12 protein-coding genes are annotated in these 16452 nt (G+C 43.7%); 4 read left to right on the top strand and 8 right to left on the bottom strand.

What is annotated here, in order from left to right:
* Positions 1-53: 53 nt before the first annotated feature.
* Positions 54-431, bottom strand: coding sequence for a four helix bundle protein (locus IH597_13170; GenBank protein MBE0663404.1), 378 nt, complete (start codon positions 429-431; stop codon positions 54-56).
* Positions 432-664: 233 nt separating this feature from the next.
* Positions 665-1198: an ArsR family transcriptional regulator gene (locus tag IH597_13165; protein ID MBE0663403.1), complete on the bottom strand. Its 534-nt coding sequence runs from the start codon at positions 1196-1198 to the stop codon at positions 665-667.
* A 602-nt stretch (positions 1199-1800) separates the two neighbouring features.
* Between IH597_13165 and IH597_13160 the strand changes: the two genes are divergently transcribed.
* The 4 genes from IH597_13160 to IH597_13145 all read left to right on the top strand — a co-directional run bounded on the left by IH597_13160 (position 1801) and on the right by IH597_13145 (position 6112).
* Positions 1801-2184 carry an endonuclease domain-containing protein gene (locus IH597_13160; protein MBE0663402.1) on the top strand — a complete coding sequence of 128 codons (384 nt, stop codon included), beginning with the start codon at positions 1801-1803 and terminating at the stop codon, positions 2182-2184.
* A gap of 1134 nt (positions 2185-3318) precedes the next feature.
* The gene (locus IH597_13155; GenBank protein MBE0663401.1) at positions 3319-4278 is read left to right on the top strand and encodes a Gfo/Idh/MocA family oxidoreductase; all 960 of its coding nucleotides are present in this window, start codon (positions 3319-3321) and stop codon (positions 4276-4278) included.
* Positions 4279-4296: 18 nt separating this feature from the next.
* Positions 4297-5598, top strand: coding sequence for a nucleotide sugar dehydrogenase (locus IH597_13150; GenBank protein ID MBE0663400.1), 1302 nt, complete (start codon positions 4297-4299; stop codon positions 5596-5598).
* 22 nt (positions 5599-5620) lie between these two features.
* A complete protein-coding gene (locus IH597_13145; GenBank protein ID MBE0663399.1) occupies positions 5621-6112 on the top strand; it encodes a UpxY family transcription antiterminator in 492 nt (163 codons plus the stop codon).
* 391 nt (positions 6113-6503) lie between these two features.
* Here the strand turns inward: IH597_13145 and IH597_13140 are convergent, their stop codons facing one another.
* The 6 genes from IH597_13140 to IH597_13115 form a co-directional block, all read right to left on the bottom strand.
* A complete protein-coding gene (locus tag IH597_13140) occupies positions 6504-7622 on the bottom strand; it encodes a hypothetical protein (protein ID MBE0663398.1) in 1119 nt (372 codons plus the stop codon).
* A gap of 384 nt (positions 7623-8006) precedes the next feature.
* Positions 8007-8678, bottom strand: a complete 672-nt coding sequence (locus IH597_13135) for a YceI family protein (GenBank protein ID MBE0663397.1) — start codon at positions 8676-8678, stop codon at positions 8007-8009.
* Between the two features lie 108 nt (positions 8679-8786).
* Complete coding sequence (aroC, locus tag IH597_13130; GenBank protein MBE0663396.1) at positions 8787-9884, bottom strand: chorismate synthase; 1098 nt, start codon at positions 9882-9884, stop codon at positions 8787-8789.
* A 6-nt stretch (positions 9885-9890) separates the two neighbouring features.
* Positions 9891-12386 carry a DUF349 domain-containing protein gene (locus tag IH597_13125; GenBank protein ID MBE0663395.1) on the bottom strand — a complete coding sequence of 832 codons (2496 nt, stop codon included), beginning with the start codon at positions 12384-12386 and terminating at the stop codon, positions 9891-9893.
* A gap of 235 nt (positions 12387-12621) precedes the next feature.
* Entirely contained in the window at positions 12622-14943 is a 2322-nt protein-coding gene (locus IH597_13120; GenBank protein ID MBE0663394.1) for a patatin-like phospholipase family protein, read from the bottom strand.
* 158 nt (positions 14944-15101) lie between these two features.
* Entirely contained in the window at positions 15102-16283 is a 1182-nt protein-coding gene (locus tag IH597_13115; protein ID MBE0663393.1) for a PLP-dependent transferase, read from the bottom strand.
* Positions 16284-16452 lie beyond the last annotated feature (169 nt).

Here is a 16452-nt window from a genome sequence, read left to right as displayed (position 1 = left end):
GGGTAAGGGGCTGAGAGCGAAGGGCTTGGGCATAGAATTTAATGAAAGAAGTTTCATCGAGTGGTTGATGTTGGGCTTAGCAGTGACTTTCTGAAATTGGTTGTTTTTTTACTTTGAGTGATTAGTTTCGCAAATAATTCTGTACGTTGTTGATTTGTTATGATATTTCGGCGTTCAAAAATTATTAGAATATTGGCGCATTCGAAGATTGAGCGTCGGGAATAGTTCAGGAAAGATGCAAAGTCTCTATCAGAAAATGAGCCTGAACCTTCAGCAATATTATTTGTAATACTCATGGTTGCTGCCCTAAGTTGTTCTCCAAATTTGTAATACTTTTTGAGATCGGCAAGATCAGCTATTTCTAAGAGTTTATCTGAGATTTCAATAGCCTCTTTCCATATATCAAGTTGCTCAAACCTAAACCCTTCCATAATCAGTTATTGTTGCATAATTTCACACAGTAAAAGTATTACGAAACTGCCCATACCCCACCCCCAGCTCCATGCCCAACGCTCCATGCTCCAAGCCCCACGCTCCAAGCTCCACGCTCCAAGCCCCATGCCCAACGCTCCACTCTCCATGCCCCACGCCCTTCCACAGCTTCGCCCCCTCACTCACAACCCGTGTGGTGAAAAGGTAAGTTAATCAGTATGTTGGCCTCGGCTTAGTCTCCGTTTTTCCAGAGCAACAGGGCCTCGGGGTAGGATTGCAGAAAAGCTTCGGCTTCAGCAGGTGAAATGACGATATGCCTGATTTTGCGTTGAAGCAGTTTTTCGGTTTTCTCTACCAGGTTGGTTAGGTATATTTTGTCAATGCCGGTTCCTACAATGCAGATATCAATTACAGGGCTATCGGTGCCACGCGCCAGACGGCCGGTAACATAAGCCTGAGCCACACCACCCAGCCGGCTGATGACTTTTTCGATGATCTGATCAATGCCTGTGTATTTAAGCAGGATGTTGTGCAGATCGGAAAACAGGGGATGGGTTGTGTTGGCTTTGAAAATCTTTTTATTTCCGGAAACTTCCGATTGGAGCATGCCGGCATTTTCAAAACGGTTAAGCTCCAGGCGTATGGCGTTGGTGCTTTCGCCGAATTCATCCTCGAGATCGCGCAGATAGGAGGTTGTGTTGCTGTTCAGAAAGAATTTAAGCAACAGTTTTACCCTCGTTTTGGACGTAATGAGTGAATCCAGCATTGGTAATCTGATGAATATTGAGTAACAAAATTACTCAATAATGAATTTGATTGCACAAATTAAAGAAAAAAATTCCCCTTAATTCCTAAAGGGGGACATTTTTGAATACAGCCCCTAAATCCCCTAAAGGGGACTTTTTGAATACAGCCCCTAAATCCCCTAAAGGGGACTTTTTGATTTCGGTACGGCGGCGATAGTATTTTTATTGGTGATTGCGGGAACTAAAAGCCTCCGTTTACCAAGTTTTGGAGGGCGATAATACAGCCCCTAAATCCCCTAAAGGGGACTTTTTGATTTCGGTACGACGGCGATAGTATTTTTATTAGTGATTGCGGGAACTAAAAGCCTCCCTTCAGGGAGGTTGGAGGGCCAATTGCCCCTAAATCTCTAAGGGGGACATTTTTGAATACAGCCCCTAAATCCCCTAAATGGGACTTTTTGATTTCGGTACGACGGCAATGGTATTTATTATCAGTGATTGCGTGAACTAAGAGACTCACTTCAGGGAGGTTGGAGGGCTGGATTTGTATTTTATTATAAGTGATTATCTTTGAGTGTTTAATTCTGATAAAAATAGTACCCGTTTATATTAATCCACCAATATGTATCAGAAGCGTTCTATTGATTTAAATATGTTTTATGGAGCACATAAGAACACCTTTTTGAAAGCTAAAGAGTTACGCAAGAATTTGACTCCAGGTGAAAAAGCGCTATGGGATTGCTTGAAGAATGTTAAGGCTGAATTGCGTTTTAAGCGGCAACATCCAATCAATAATTTTATTGCAGATTTTTATTGTCACAAAGCGAAACTTGTAATTGAGGTAGATGGTGAAATCCACAATCACCAGCAGGAATATGACCTTTCAAGGACTGCCGAAATGGAAAAATTCGGCATCCGAGTACTACGATTTTCAAACACCGAGGTGCTCAACGATATTGATGGAGTCATTGAAATCATCAAAACTACTCTGGATGAGGTTTCTTGAATAGGCTCTACTTTTCTGAAGTGAAATTTGGATAAAGCCCCTAAATCCCCTAAAGGGGACTTTTTGAATAAAGCCCCTAAATCCCCTAAAGGGGACTTTTTGAATACAGCCCCTAAATCCCCTAAAGGGGACTTTTTGAATACAGCCCCTAAATCCCCTAAAGGGGACTTTTAGATTTCGAAAAGCCGGTATTAGTACATTTTTGAAGTGATTGTATAATTAGAAAGCCTCCCTTGAGGGAGGTTTGGAGGGTAGAATACAGCCCCTAAATCCCCTAAAGGGGACTTTTTGATTTCGATACGTAGGAGTTAGTATATTTTCAAAGTGATTGTATAATCAGAAAGCCTCCCTTCAGGGAGGTTTGGAGGGTAGAATACCGCCCCTAAATCCCATAAAGGGGGCTTTTTGAATACCGCCCCTAAATCCCCTAAAGGGGACTTTTTGATTTCGATACAACGGTGTTAGTATATTTTTGAAGTGATTGTATAATTGGAAAGCCTCCCTTGAGGGAGGTTTGGAGGGCAGAATACCGCCCCTAAATCCCCTAAAGGGGACTTTTTGAATACCGCCCCTAAATCCCCTAAAGGGGACTTTTTGATTTCGATACAACGGAGTTAGTATATTTTCAAAGTGATTGTATAATCAGAAAGCCTCCCTTTAGGGAGATTTGGAGGGTGATAAATACCGCCCCTAAATCTCCTAAAGGGGACTTTTTGAATACCGCCCCTAAATCCCCTAAAGGGGACTTTTTGATTTCGATACAACGGTGTTAGTATATTTTAAAAGTGATTGTATAATCAGAAAGCCTCCCTTCAGGGAGGTTTGGAGGGTGATAAATACCGCCCCTAAATCCCCTAAAGGGGACTTTTTGAATACCGCCCCTAAATCCCCTAAAGGGGACTTTTTGATTTCGATACAACGGTGTTAGTATATTTTAAAAGTGATTGTAAAATTTGAAAGCCTCCCTTCAGGGAGGTTTGGAGGGCTGTATTTTTTTTAAATGATTGTGATCTCTGAAAAGCTATGCTTCAGGGTGCTTTGGAGAGCCAATTAATTTTATTATTTTCTTAATCCTTTCCCCAATCCGGAATTGCAGGATTTCATAACTTGCGCCCTCTTTTAAAAATCAATCTGATGGATCAAAAGCCTTTGAATTTTGCACTGATCGGCTCAGCCGGCTATATTGCCCCGCGCCACATGAAAGCCATCAAAGATACAGGCAATCAGCTGGTTTCAGCCCTCGACCGTTTTGATGTCATGGGTGCAATTGATCAATATTTTCCAGAAGCCGATTTTTTTACAGAACCTGAACGATTTGATCGTCATCTCGATAAATTGCGCCGTCATGGCATGAATAAGATAGATTATGTTAGTATCTGCTCGCCCAATTACCTGCACGATGCCCATATCCGCCTTGCCCTCCGCAACCATGCGCACGCCATCTGCGAGAAGCCTTTGGTACTCAATCCCTGGAATGTGGATGCCCTTGAGGAAATTGAGCAGGAAAATGGTTGTAGAATTTTCAATATCCTTCAACTTCGACTGCATCCGGCTATCATTGCCTTGAAAAAGAAAATTGACAATGCGCCCAAGGATAAAATCTATGATTTTGATTTGAGTTATATCACGAGCCGGGGCCGCTGGTATTTTATTTCGTGGAAAGGCCAGCTTGAGAAATCCGGTGGCATTGCCACCAATATCGGCATACACTTTTTTGATATGCTGTTGTGGATTTTTGGTGAAGCCAAAGAAAACATTGTTCACCTGAGTGAGTACAACAAGGCTGCCGGACTCCTTGTGCTTGAAAAAGCCCGCGTAAGATGGTTCCTGAGCCTCGATTATGAGGATATTCCTGAACCAGTTAAGAAAACAGGCCAGCGCACTTACCGCTCCTTCAGCCTCGAAGGCGAAGAAATAGATTTCAGTGGTGGATTCACGGATCTGCACACAACTGCTTATAGTGAGATACTCGCTGGCAGAGGGTTTGGACTGAAAGAGGCGCGCCCAAGCATTAACACGGTGTATGCGATCCGTAATGCCGAACCCGTGGGAAGGGTAGGGGACTATCACCCGTTGCTGAGAAAACTAAAATAAATACTAAAGAACATTTCAATGATCGAAAAACTACTGCAAAAAGAAACTAAACTGAGTGTTATCGGGTTGGGTTATGTGGGCTTGCCCATTGCCCTGGAATTTGCCCGTAAGGTATCTGTTATTGGGTTCGATATACGGGAAGACAGGATCGAAATGATGAAAAATCATGTTGACCCAAGCGAGGAACTGGAAGCATCGGCCTTTGATAACACCGACATTGTTTATACTACGAACCCTCAGGATTTGAAGGAAGCAAGTTTTCATATCGTCGCGGTTCCTACCCCTATTGACAGCCACAACATGCCCGATCTCAGGCCCTTGCTTGCAGCTACACGCACAGTTGGGCAGATTCTTAAAAAAGGCGATTATGTGGTGTATGAATCCACGGTTTATCCCGGATGCACGGAAGAAGACTGTGTTCCCATTCTCGAATCGCTATCAGGTTTGAAATACATTGATGATTTCAAAGTAGGTTTTTCGCCAGAACGCATTAACCCCGGCGACAAGCATCATACGTTGACTACCATTGTTAAGGTAGTATCGGGATGCGATGCCGATTCATTGGAAGTCATCGCCCAGGCTTATGAGATGGTTGTAAAGGCCGGCGTTCACAGGGCGTCTTCTATAAAAGTTGCCGAAGCTGCAAAAATTATCGAGAACACGCAGCGTGATGTGAACATAGCTTTCATGAACGAACTTTCCATCATCTTCAACCGCATGGGAATAAATACCTATGAAGTGCTGGAAGCAGCCGGTACCAAATGGAATTTCCTGAATTTCTATCCCGGCCTGGTTGGCGGCCATTGTATTGGTGTTGACCCTTACTACCTGGCTTTCAAGGCACGCGAATTACGATACCAGCCGCAGATTATCAATGCCGGCCGCTTTATCAACGACAGCATGGGGTTTTATGTAGCCAAGCAATTGGTTAAGAAACTCATTGCAGCCGACAAACAGATCACGAGTGCCCGTGTTCTCGTGATGGGAACCACTTTTAAAGAGAATGTGAGCGATTTGCGCAATTCACGTGTACCTGACATAATAAATGAACTAGGCAGCTATGGTGTGAAAGTAGATGCGGTTGACCCATACGCCAACCGTGAGGAGTTTTTACATGAATATGGAATCCATCTTATTGATCCCGCGGATGCTATTCAGGCAAATTATTATGACGCTATCATTGTAGCAGTAAGCCATTTACCTTATTCCAAGCTTGACCAGGAATTTTTTGAAACCCATCTGAAGGAAAAAGGCATCCTGGTTGATCTCAAGGGTCTTTACCGCAAAACCGTAAAAGGGATCGAATACTGGAGCCTTTAATCAGCTGCAAAATTTCTACCGGATGGCCGATTGGTTCGCATTATATACGCGCTCAAGAAACGAGAAAAAGGTTCACACCCAGCTTATATTGCGTGGCATTGAATCGTTTCTGCCAATGCAGAAAACCCTGAAGCAATGGAGCGACCGCAAAAAATGGGTTGAAGAACCGATGATCCGCTCCTATGTTTTTGTCCGGATCACAGAACGGGAATATTTTGATGTGCTCAATACTCCAGGCGCTGTCAGGTTTGTGTTTTTTGAAGGTAAAGCTGCTGTGATCCCCGATTGGCAGATCAAAGCTATACAGCATATCCTGGCTTCGGGCGAAGAAGTAGAAGTAACCGATCAACATCTTGAAGCTGGCGATAAGGTACTGATCACCCGTGGCCCCTTCAGGGATATTCCGGGTGAACTCATTGAGTTTAAAGGGAGCAGGAAAGTATTGTTGCGCATTGATCATATTGGTCATTCGCTCTTGCTGACAATTTCACCGGCAAATCTGCAAAAGATTTGAAACTGCTCTTGAAATCTGTTTAATTCGGCTAAAGCCTATTAGAAAGCAGAATTCTAATAACCGTTGGCTAAAGCCAACGGCAAAGGCAAATCTGCAAAAGATCTGATACAGAATTAGTTCACACCGCCAAGACGCAATGACGCAAGGATTTGATTTAAAATAAAAAAAGAGAACGTTGATTGCAACCAACAATATTCTCTCTATAACCATTAAGAGGATTATACTTTAAGCCTTAGCAGTTTGACTCTAAGATTTTTAAATATAACAGGCTAAAGCCTTGTGAAATACTGAATTTCAATAACAGTTGGCTAAAGCCAACGGCAATAACAAAACCTGCAAAAGATGTGATCCTATTTTACAGCATTGAAAGCTTCCGGAGCAGGATTGTAAGCTAACGGCTCAGTTTCAAAATGATGCCTGTGTTTGTCTTTTCATTACTGCCAGCCGCATAGTATGAACCTGTGCCATCAAACGTTACACAGCGCAGTAGCCAGTTATCGCTGATTTGTGGTTCTGTTTTTTTGCTTAACGCTGTAAATTTACCTTTTACGAAACCCAGTAGCAGACCTTTCTTTTTATCGGGATAATACCCTACGGCCCAACCCATATCAGCGTTTTCAAAGGCAATTGACATGAGGTTCCACTCTTTGCCTACATCAGCAGCTTCCAATTCACTCCATTTACTGCCGTTAAAATGCAGAATTTTGCCTGTTTCAGGAGCGCTCTGAAAGGCCGGCATCCAGCCCACAGCATATACATTTGTGGGTGACAGGCAGAAAATGTCGCGGGTAATTATATTTTTTGAGAGGAGTGGAAGCCTGGCAGTTTCCCAGCCACTTTTGGTTTTAGCAATAATGTATGATCCTTGTGGCCGTTTTGCGGTGGCTAAGCCAAATTCACCTTCCCGGAAGCCCCCGGCAAATAAAACCCCTGATTTTAAGCCATGAAGTGCAAGCAAAGTCTGATCTTTGAAATCCGGTGCTGTTTCCTTTTCCCAGCGGCCATCGAAATAATGATACAAAACAGGGCCATCCTTGCCCGAGGAGCCTCCGGCAATCCAGCCTTCTTGTTCGCTGGCAAAGTAAGCATCGTAAATGATCCATTCTGCGATGTCAATAAATTCCAGGTCAATGATGCTCCATGAACCATTTTTATATTTCATTAGCAATCCTCGTGAGCTTGCCTTGTTCTGCCCAAACGCCCAACCTGTTTGATCATCGAGGAACCAAACGCCATTAAGTGTCCAGTTGTGAGAGGGCCCCGCCACATCGGTTCTTGTCCATTTTCCGTCATTGTATTCAATAATAAAACCTTCAACGATCTCATCAATAAAGGCAATATCGTAAAGGTAGCCTACTGCCCAACCGTGATTGGGTGTTGGGAAATGTATGCCTGTGATTGTCCACTTACCGAGAAGATCCGGAACAGGCATTGAAGTCCAGGTTTGCGAATGCAACACCAGTGTTTGGGATATCAGCAGTGCTGATATCATTGCAATAAACTTTTTCATGTTTCCTCCTTGTTTGATTGGTTGCCCCAAATTTAGTTCTTATAAACCTTAAAGTCAAGTGTTTGTGCTGAATTCTTTATGAGGTGCCAAATAACATCAGTGTGCACACCACATAAATTGCTGGCTTCAGTTCCAGCATCAGTGAATCTGGAGGGAATATGGAGTTAACTCTGACTAATTTTTTTATAATGAAAAGTCTGGCCTTAAGGTTTTGAACAGGGCAGGAAGTGGAAAATTACAAAAAGGACATCATTTATTAAAAGTATTGGCCGGCTAAATTGAAGGAGATTCTTCGCTGCGCTCAGAATGCCAAAATACTAAAACCTTAGTATAAAAAAAGGCTGCCTTTTAAGACAGCCTCCTTGAAAATGCTTTTAAAGTTTTTTATTCTTTGTTAGCAAGGAACATGATACGCAAAGAAATATCATCGTGGATGAAATTATCTGCGAGGTTATCAAAAAACTTTCTTGAGCCAAACTTCACGTTCCATTCCGAACGGTCAATGATAAAGTTGTCGGTAACAGCCTTCATGGCATTTTCCTGGATGTCAATCATAGCCGGAAAGGTAACATTCCGGGTTGCATCCTTCATAGTGAGGTTACCTGAAACGGTATGGGTAAAATTAACCGCGCCGGTTTGCTCGCCTGTGTAAGGTTTCACCGAGGTGAATACAAAGCGGGCTTCAGGGTAGGTTTCGGTTTCAAAGAAATCAGGTGAAAGAAGGTGGTTTCTCAGTTTTGCGTTGGTTTCCGCATCAGTGAGATCAAGCACCTGGATTGATTTCATGTCAATGACCATTTCTCCACCGGTGATTTCGCCATTTTCAACAAAAATCTCGCCTTTGGTGACGTTAATTGTTCCATTGTGTTGTCCGGTAGGCTTGGTTCCGACCCATTCAATTTTACTTGATGAGGTTTCTGCTGTGTACACTGTTCCTTTGGATTCGATTACAGCTTGTTCATCGCTTGTGGTTGCTCTCTCGCCTTGTGGTCCTCCACATGAAACAACAATAAAGGCTGCTGAAATCATTGTTAATAATGCATGTTTGAATTTCATAGTTGTTTAGTTTAATTGGTATTCAATAAGGTTTAAGTAAACGATCAATGTCCGTTTACACTTACAACGCTTCAAACAAAAGAATTGTTGATTTGTTCAGCAAGACTTTTAAATCTTTGAACACTTTTCCCTGAGCAGGTGATCGGCAAGCACGAGGGCTGCCATTGCTTCGACAATCGGAACAGCGCGCGGAACAACGCATACATCATGCCTTCCTTTGCCTTCAAGGGTTGTAAGTTGCCCTGAAGAGTCAAGCGTTTGTTGATCTTTCATTATTGTGGCAACCGGTTTGAATGCGACCCTGAACCAGATGTCTTCGCCGGTTGAAATTCCACCTTGGATTCCACCGGAATAATTAGTGCGGGTTGTAAATGATGGTTTGCCGGTTTTCTCATCCAATAACTTCTGAATAATATCATTGTGTTCCGAACCTTTCATTGCCGAACCTGAAAAACCGCTTCCATATTCAAAACCTTTAACGGCATTGATGCTGAGCATGGCTTTGGCAAGATCGGCCTGAAGTTTATCGAAAACCGGTTCACCCAATCCTGCTGGAACTCCCTGAACCAGGCATGTGATGATGCCGCCGGTGGTATCACCCTCCGCCTTTAGTTTTTCAATGTAATCAAGCATTTGCTGTGCAGTTGCAACATCAGGGCATCTTATTGTGTTCGCTTCAATGTTGCTGAGGTTCAAACTGGAAATGGATTTTTCCAACATGATGGGCCCAACTGATGAAACCCAGGCCCTGATACGGGTTCCTGTCTGGTTCAGAAGAAGTTGTGCAAAAGCGCCGCCGGCAACACGTGCCGCTGTTTCGCGGGCTGAAGAGCGCCCTCCGCCACGATGGTCGCGGAAGCCGTATTTGGCTGTCCAACTGAAATCGGCATGCGATGGGCGGAAAGTATCTTTCAGGTGATCGTAATCGCCGGGTTTGTGATCCTGATTTCGCATCATAAAAGCGATTGGCGCTCCGGTGGTTTTGCCTTCAAAAACACCGGAGAGCACTTCAATCAAATCAGATTCCTTTCTTGGAGATGTGGCTCCGGATTGCCCGGGCCTGCGTTTATCAAGACATTCCTGTACAAAGTTGAGGTCAACCTCAAGCCCGGCAGGACAACCATCAATAATGCCGCCAATGGCTGGTCCATGCGATTCGCCGAAGGTTGTTAAACAAAAAAGAGTACCGAAAGTATTTCCGGCCATGATGATTTACATTTCCCTTAAATAGCGAAGTTTGGCTTCCATCAGCGCTACTTCCTGCTTTGCCAGGTCAATCTTCTTTTGAAACTCAACTTTAACGATATTGGCGTTTTTCGATTCGGCCAGGAAACCTATATTGTTTTCCCAAAGCATGATGTCTTCCTGCAGTTTGCTGATTTTTATCTGCAATGTATTCCTTTCGCGATAAATTACCCTGCCTGCGTCAGGCGTATCCTTAATGGAGTCGAGGCGGTTTTTGTAATTGATAGCGTTTACTTCAGATGCGTTGATTTTTAACTTATCGAAATGTTTGTTGAGCACATTGCGGAATTCGTTCTGCAAGCGATCTTTTTCCTTGATAGGCACATGTCCGATTTCGAGCCATTCGCGCTGGAAATTCTTAAGCGTTTCAAGGTTCTCTGAACGGTTGGCAGTAAATTCGAATTCCTGCAATTTCTTTATCAGCTCTTCCTTCTTGTTCAGGTTGTCATCTTCCACCTGGGAGATACTTGAGAAAAACTCTGATTTGTTCTTGAAAAATTCGTCGCAGGCTGAGCGGAATCGTTTCCAAATCTTATCGGAATGTTTTCTGGGAACCGGGCCAATTGATTTCCATTCACGCTGCAGCTGGATCAGATCCTGGGACGTGTTTCTCCAATCGGTGCTGTTTTTGAGTGATTCAGCCTGGGCGCATAGGTCAAGCTTCAGGTTGTAGTTGTTGAGCTGCTGGTCTTTGAGCGTATCGAGAAATTCCTTGTAACTTGTAAAATGGCTGTCGAGGCTGGTTTTGAAACGGTTCCATACTTCGTTGTTAACCTTTTTCGGAGCCGGGCCAATGGTTTTCCAAACTCGCAACAAATCGTTGATATCGCTGGTGCGGTTTTGCCATTGTTTGAGCGTTTCAGGATTTTGGGAAACAACTTTTTCGGCTTTTTCGCAGAGGGCTGATTTGGCCAGGTAATTGCTTTCCAGTTCGCCTTGTTTGCTGTTGTAGTATTCGCGGCGCCGCTCATTGATCTGATCCGATGCAATTTTAAAGCGTTCCCATATTTCGTCTTTTTTATCCTGTGGAACCGGGCCAACTTCTTTCCATTCCTCGTGGTATTGCTGCAACTGCTTGAAAGATTTGATGATCGAACTTTCGATCAGCAATTCTTCAGTTTTCTCACAAAGCTCAATCTTACGCTCGAGGTTCTTTCTCAGGTCAAGATCCTTTAGTTCCTTGTTGATCTTAACCTTATCAAAGAATTTCTCAACCAGGAAATGGTAATTCTGCCATAATTGGTTGATTTCACTTTTCGGAACCATGCCGGTATGTTTCCATTCCTCCTGCAGGTTCTTAAACTCATCGTAGGTTTTCTTCAAGGTTTCCTCTGAACTGATGAGGGCCTTGAGTTCTTCGAGGATTCTTTTCTTAGCTTCGAGGTTTACGAGTTTTTCTCTTTCGAATTCCTCGTTGAAGCGTTGTTTCTTTTCCCTGTAAACATTGAACGCCATCTGGTAGCGTTCGCTAAGCTGATCGAGGGCCGGAGAGTATTCTTCCTGTATGCCGCCATCGATCAGAAAACGCTTATAATGATCCGCTTGTTCCTCTTTTTCTTTATGAAGGTAGGCAACCTTGATCAAGGCAACCTTTACTTTAATAGTCTGTATATCCAGTTGCTGAACGGCTTCCTCAAGCAGTTCAACCAGTTCTTCCCTTGAAAGGTTTTGATAATTTTCTTCTGATTCCTCTTCTTCCTCTTCATCCTCATCATGATCGTCCTGATGATCCTCTTTCTTTTGCTGAACTACTGTTTCTTCTTTTTCAGCAACTGCTTCTTCAGGTGTTCCAACTTCGTCAGTGTTTTCTGGAACCTCAACCTTTTCGGACGCCGTTTCTGCTGCTAATTCAGCACTTTCGGGAACCTCTACTTTTTCAGAATCCTGTTCTTCCTCTTTATCAACGATTTCGGGAACCTCATCAGTTTCCGACACCGGTTTTTCTTCTAATTCACCACTTTCGGTTTTTTCAACAGGTTCTTCAACTTTCTCAGCGCTTACTAGCTCTTCAACAGGTTCAGATACCGGTGCTTCTTCTTCCACAGCCTCAATATCTTCTGATATTGCGACTGATTCTTCGGTTGATGTTTCTCCGGTTTCTTCTTCTTCAGCAGCCTCGGTTTCTGGTGATGAAGCTGGGATGTTGTCAGCAATTTCAGATGCTTCCGGTTCTGACCCGGTTTCGTCAATCGTTTCATCAACCACTGGCATTTCTTCTTCAACATCATCTGCGCTTGCTGCTGCTTGTTCAGCTTCAGGAGGAGAGTTTTCAGTCAAAGCTTCTTCAGCGGTTTGCTGAGTCTTATCAGTTTCGGGTACAGTTGAAGTTTCGGCCTCCATGAGGTCGCCTGAAGGTTCATTTAATGATTCCTGGTTTTCAATTTCAGAAGATTCAGTGTTCTTTTCCATTTCAGGAGTGTTTTCCTGCTCAGGTGTCTGATTGGTCAGATCTTTGGGTTCCATGCTATTTATTTATTAATGGTTAATCCGGTATGGCTATAATAAACTCATGCTGTGAAATATTTCGGGCAATGAAGGTGCATAGCCTTTCCGTGGGAAGAATAGTTACGTAATAATTAGAATTGACATAAAAGAAAAATTTCTCTCTGGAATGTTGTCCGTTAAAAAGGAGTGCAAAACTAATAATATTTTGAAAGGGAGACACATTGCCAGAATAAAATGATTGAAAGTATGCTTGTTATTCCAGCGAGCGCGAATTAAATATTATATAACCGAAGTTCAGCAAAACAGAAACCGGTGTTTCATTTTTGTCGAAATAGTTAACGCTTAAGCTCAGTGGTCCAACAGGAGTATGGAACACCAAAGCCGCTGAACCTGCAAGGTTCACAGTAGAAAAGGAGGGACCGTATTTGGCAAGGAAGTTTTCATCGCGGAGTATAGCCCGGTAAGGACTGAAGGCAAATGCTTCGAGCCTGAGGTCCAGATTGCGGCGGATCATAAAAATATTTTTTAAACCCACTGCTGCATAGTTATGTGAACGGTAAGCCGGCGAAAACATCGTTTTACTGTAAGGGACCGGATGAAAAGCAGGAGCCGTAAGTACCGTTGATGTATAATTACTGAACATTTCCTGTGTTGACAGCACCAATTCACTGAAAATGCCAATGCGATAAGGACTTGCCACTTCAAAGAAATGCTCGTACGTAGCTTTGAACTGCCACCAGCTATGCGTTTTATCCATTGTATTGCGGCGCAATGAGGTTGATCCCGGTGTATGAATTTCCTCTCCTGAAACCAAACGTGCCGATAAGTGTAAGAACTTCCCGCGATTGGCGTATTGCTTATAGTTTAGCGTACTCATTTCATAAAGTATGAAAGGGCTGAAGCCATTTAACCTGGTTTGATCAGCGGTATCAATACGGGAAAAAAAGTTGGTCTGATAATACTCATCCTTTAGTTTGAACGACGAAACCCCTCCGACAATTTTGCCTCGGTTCCGTGCAGGGATACCGACATTCAATGCCCAGTTGATTTCGTTCTGGTGAAGAAATGATGGCGTTTTATCCTCAAAGAAATAGCTACCGGATGTGAAGTAATCCCATTGGTTAAAAGTAAGTACAGGTTCAAAATACACTGGTAAAACTGTAGATAAATCAAAGCGGACACCTAACTGGGCTGAGCTGTAAAATCGTCCGATATAGGTATTTAACGACAGGGAAAGTGCATGTAAACCGAGCAGGTTGTAACGAAGACCTGCAAAAGCTGAATTGATTGTAGAAGAAGAAATGTTGCCGCCAAACTCAACACGGATATCATGTTCGCGCTGCACATCGAGGTAGAGGTCGAAAAAGCCGGTGGCATTATTGATCCTCAGTTCAGGGAAAATATAGTTGATCTTATCATCGGCGAGTAGCTTGAAGTATTCTGCCTTGATTTTTTCAAGGGGAACCTGGTCTTCGCCAAGCCGGAGCATGCGGTTCACATACATAGTCTGGTTTTCATCAAGCCCTGTGATATGGATTTGATCAATGATGAGTGGTGGCTGGCTATCAATAAATGCGGCTCTCCGTTGATCTACTTCTGCCTTACTGATGGTGTCGTATACAAATTTTCTTAGTTCCGGGATCAAACGTTTGGTGGCAACATAACCACTATCAATAAAAGCTTTTGTGTGCCTGAAGTCTATCACATTTACATCGCGCAGGCAGGGCTGGATGAGTACCCCACTCTCACATGGTATATTATAATCGGTTTCCGATGTAAGCATTGCCTGCAATTGGGAAGTCAGGTCGTCGTCGCGCATGTTTTTGAAATCGCTTGCAGCACGGCTGCCGATGATCATATCAGGGAAAAACTCATCATACATGATATCAACAGGAAAGTTATTGTACATGCCTCCATCGAACAACAACTTTCCATCAATCCTGATTGGTTTAAAAACAAACGGAAAGGTCATCGAAGCCCTGACGGCATTCCCAAGATTTCCACTTTTAAGTGATACTGCTTTATTTTCCAACACATCAGACGCTATGCAGCGGAAGGGCACAAAGAGGCTATCGAAATTGTATTGCGCCGCAGCCCCGGCAGCGGAATAGAGCTCCATGAAAACAAAATCCATTACAAACGGCGAAACCAGGTTTACTGGCATTTTATGCCTGAATACCGAATCAATATTGAACCGCAGGCTCAGCCATGAAGCATTATGGTTTGGCTGTTTGAAATAGAACTTGTATTCATCGCTTATTTTACCATCTACCCACTTCGCAAAATCTTCTGATAAAATCACTTCCTCCATTTGTTCGGTACTCCAGCCAATGGCATATAATCCGCCAATGATCGCCCCCATTGAGGTACCAGTTATATAATCAATTGGAATTCCTTCTTCTTCAAGTGCACGAATCACGCCTATGTGCGAAGCGCCTTTGGCTCCGCCACCACTCAGCACCAGGCCTACTTTTTGGCCCATGGTTTCATTAGGCGTAAAAAGGCATAATAAAAGTGCAAACAGGATTGTCTTGCTTAGGTAATTCGAATTTAGATCGTGGCCAGTGGTTTTCATCTGAGGTTAATGCGTTGGGGAGTTGGGAAAAAGAATAAAGAAATACTTAAGTCCTTAATCAAAACGTATGCCATTGAATTAAATTTTTGGCCGGATTGATTAAGCACAAAAGTAAACAGCCGCTATGGCTGCCAAAAGAAAATAAGGATGAATGACGGTTAAACTGCTTCCAACGCCTGATCCAGGTCGGTGAGTAAATCTTCCACATCTTCGATGCCCACAGCGTAGCGAACCAGCCCATCGGTAATGCCGGCTTTGAGCTTTGCCTCATGCGACATTTTTGAATGGGTCATGGATGCCGGATGTTGAATCAGTGTTTCCACTCCACCTAATGAAACGGCTAGCAAAGCCAGTTGTACATGATCCATCATTCGCTTGCCGGCATCGAGGCCGCCTTTGAGTTCGAAAGAGATCATACAACCCGGGCCGGCCATTTGTGTTCTGCCAAGATCAAATTGTGGATGTGAAGCCAGGCCAGGATACTTAACCCACGCTACTTTTGGATGTTGTTCAAGGTATGCTGCTATTTTGATTGCATTTTGCTGTGCCCTGTCAATCCTGATACCAAGGGTTTTCAAGCCTCTTATCACCATATACGCCTGGTGCGGGTCCATATTGCAACCCAGGTTGATCATCGTAGAGCGAAGTTTCTTATACAGCGTTTCATCTTTTGCGATCACTATACCGGCTACAATATCTGCATGTCCGTTAATGAATTTGGTCATTGAATGGAAAACAACATCGGCACCCAGATCCAATGGTTTTTGAAGGTAGGGACTGCAGAAAGTATTATCAACCACCAGCAAAAGGTTCTTCTCCTTTGCAATGGCAGCGCATGCTTTCAGGTCGGTGATATCCATGGTTGGATTAGAAGGCGTTTCAACAAACAGCATGCGGGTGTTAGGCCTGATTGCCTGCAGTACTTCATCAATGTTGGCGGTGTTCACATAGGTTGATTCAACTCCAAATCGTGAGTAGTGCTGTTCCATCACCATGCGCGACGGTCCATACACTGCTGCCGAACTTACCATGTGATCGCCCTGGCTCAGAAGTCCGAAATAAATTGTGTTTACCGCGCCCATTCCCGAACCAACTGCTATTCCTCCAAAACCGTTTTCAAGCTCGGCAACGATATTTTCCAGAACCCCAATTGTTGGATTGCCAATCCGGGTATAGATATAACCATTGCTTTCGCCTGAGAAACAGGCTGCGCCCTGATCGGCGCTCTCAAATGCAAAGGTTGAGGTTTGATAAATTGGAACCGTGGCGCTTCCCAAAGGATCGTGGTAGCCACCACCATGAATTAATCGGGAGTTGAATCCGAGAGTTTTGTTTTTCATATAGTCTTGTGTTAGAAATATGGTTGAATCTGATGGGTTGAAAAAGTGCGGCAAAGTTAGGGGATAGAATTGGAATAACATAGGGGAAAGTGGGCGTGGGCAAAGGGCGTGGGCAAAGGGCGTGGGGCGAGGGGCAAAGTGCAGGGCATCGGGCACAGGATGCAAACCC

Source organism: Bacteroidales bacterium (assembly GCA_014860575.1).
Classification (GTDB): domain Bacteria; phylum Bacteroidota; class Bacteroidia; order Bacteroidales; family JAAYJT01; genus JAAYJT01.
The sequence above is the reverse complement of the archived record's forward strand: the minus strand, read 5'-3'. Positions and strand labels throughout refer to the sequence as shown.

Bases quoted from the DNA above. Each gene is read 5' to 3' on its own strand.
- aroC (MBE0663396.1), bottom strand. From the start codon at position 9,884: ATGGCCGGAAATACTTTCGGTACTCTTTTTTGTTTAACAACCTTCGGC.
- IH597_13125 (MBE0663395.1), bottom strand. From the start codon at position 12,386: ATGGAACCCAAAGATCTGACCAATCAGACACCTGAGCAGGAAAACACT.
- IH597_13140 (MBE0663398.1), bottom strand. From the start codon at position 7,622: ATGAAAAAGTTTATTGCAATGATATCAGCACTGCTGATATCCCAAACA.
- IH597_13145 (MBE0663399.1), top strand. From the start codon at position 5,621: ATGGCCGATTGGTTCGCATTATATACGCGCTCAAGAAACGAGAAAAAG.
- IH597_13120 (MBE0663394.1), bottom strand. From the start codon at position 14,943: ATGAAAACCACTGGCCACGATCTAAATTCGAATTACCTAAGCAAGACA.
- IH597_13165 (MBE0663403.1), bottom strand. From the start codon at position 1,198: ATGCTGGATTCACTCATTACGTCCAAAACGAGGGTAAAACTGTTGCTT.
- IH597_13135 (MBE0663397.1), bottom strand. From the start codon at position 8,678: ATGAAATTCAAACATGCATTATTAACAATGATTTCAGCAGCCTTTATT.
- IH597_13170 (MBE0663404.1), bottom strand. From the start codon at position 431: ATGGAAGGGTTTAGGTTTGAGCAACTTGATATATGGAAAGAGGCTATT.
- IH597_13155 (MBE0663401.1), top strand. From the start codon at position 3,319: ATGGATCAAAAGCCTTTGAATTTTGCACTGATCGGCTCAGCCGGCTAT.
- IH597_13160 (MBE0663402.1), top strand. From the start codon at position 1,801: ATGTATCAGAAGCGTTCTATTGATTTAAATATGTTTTATGGAGCACAT.
- IH597_13150 (MBE0663400.1), top strand. From the start codon at position 4,297: ATGATCGAAAAACTACTGCAAAAAGAAACTAAACTGAGTGTTATCGGG.
- IH597_13115 (MBE0663393.1), bottom strand. From the start codon at position 16,283: ATGAAAAACAAAACTCTCGGATTCAACTCCCGATTAATTCATGGTGGT.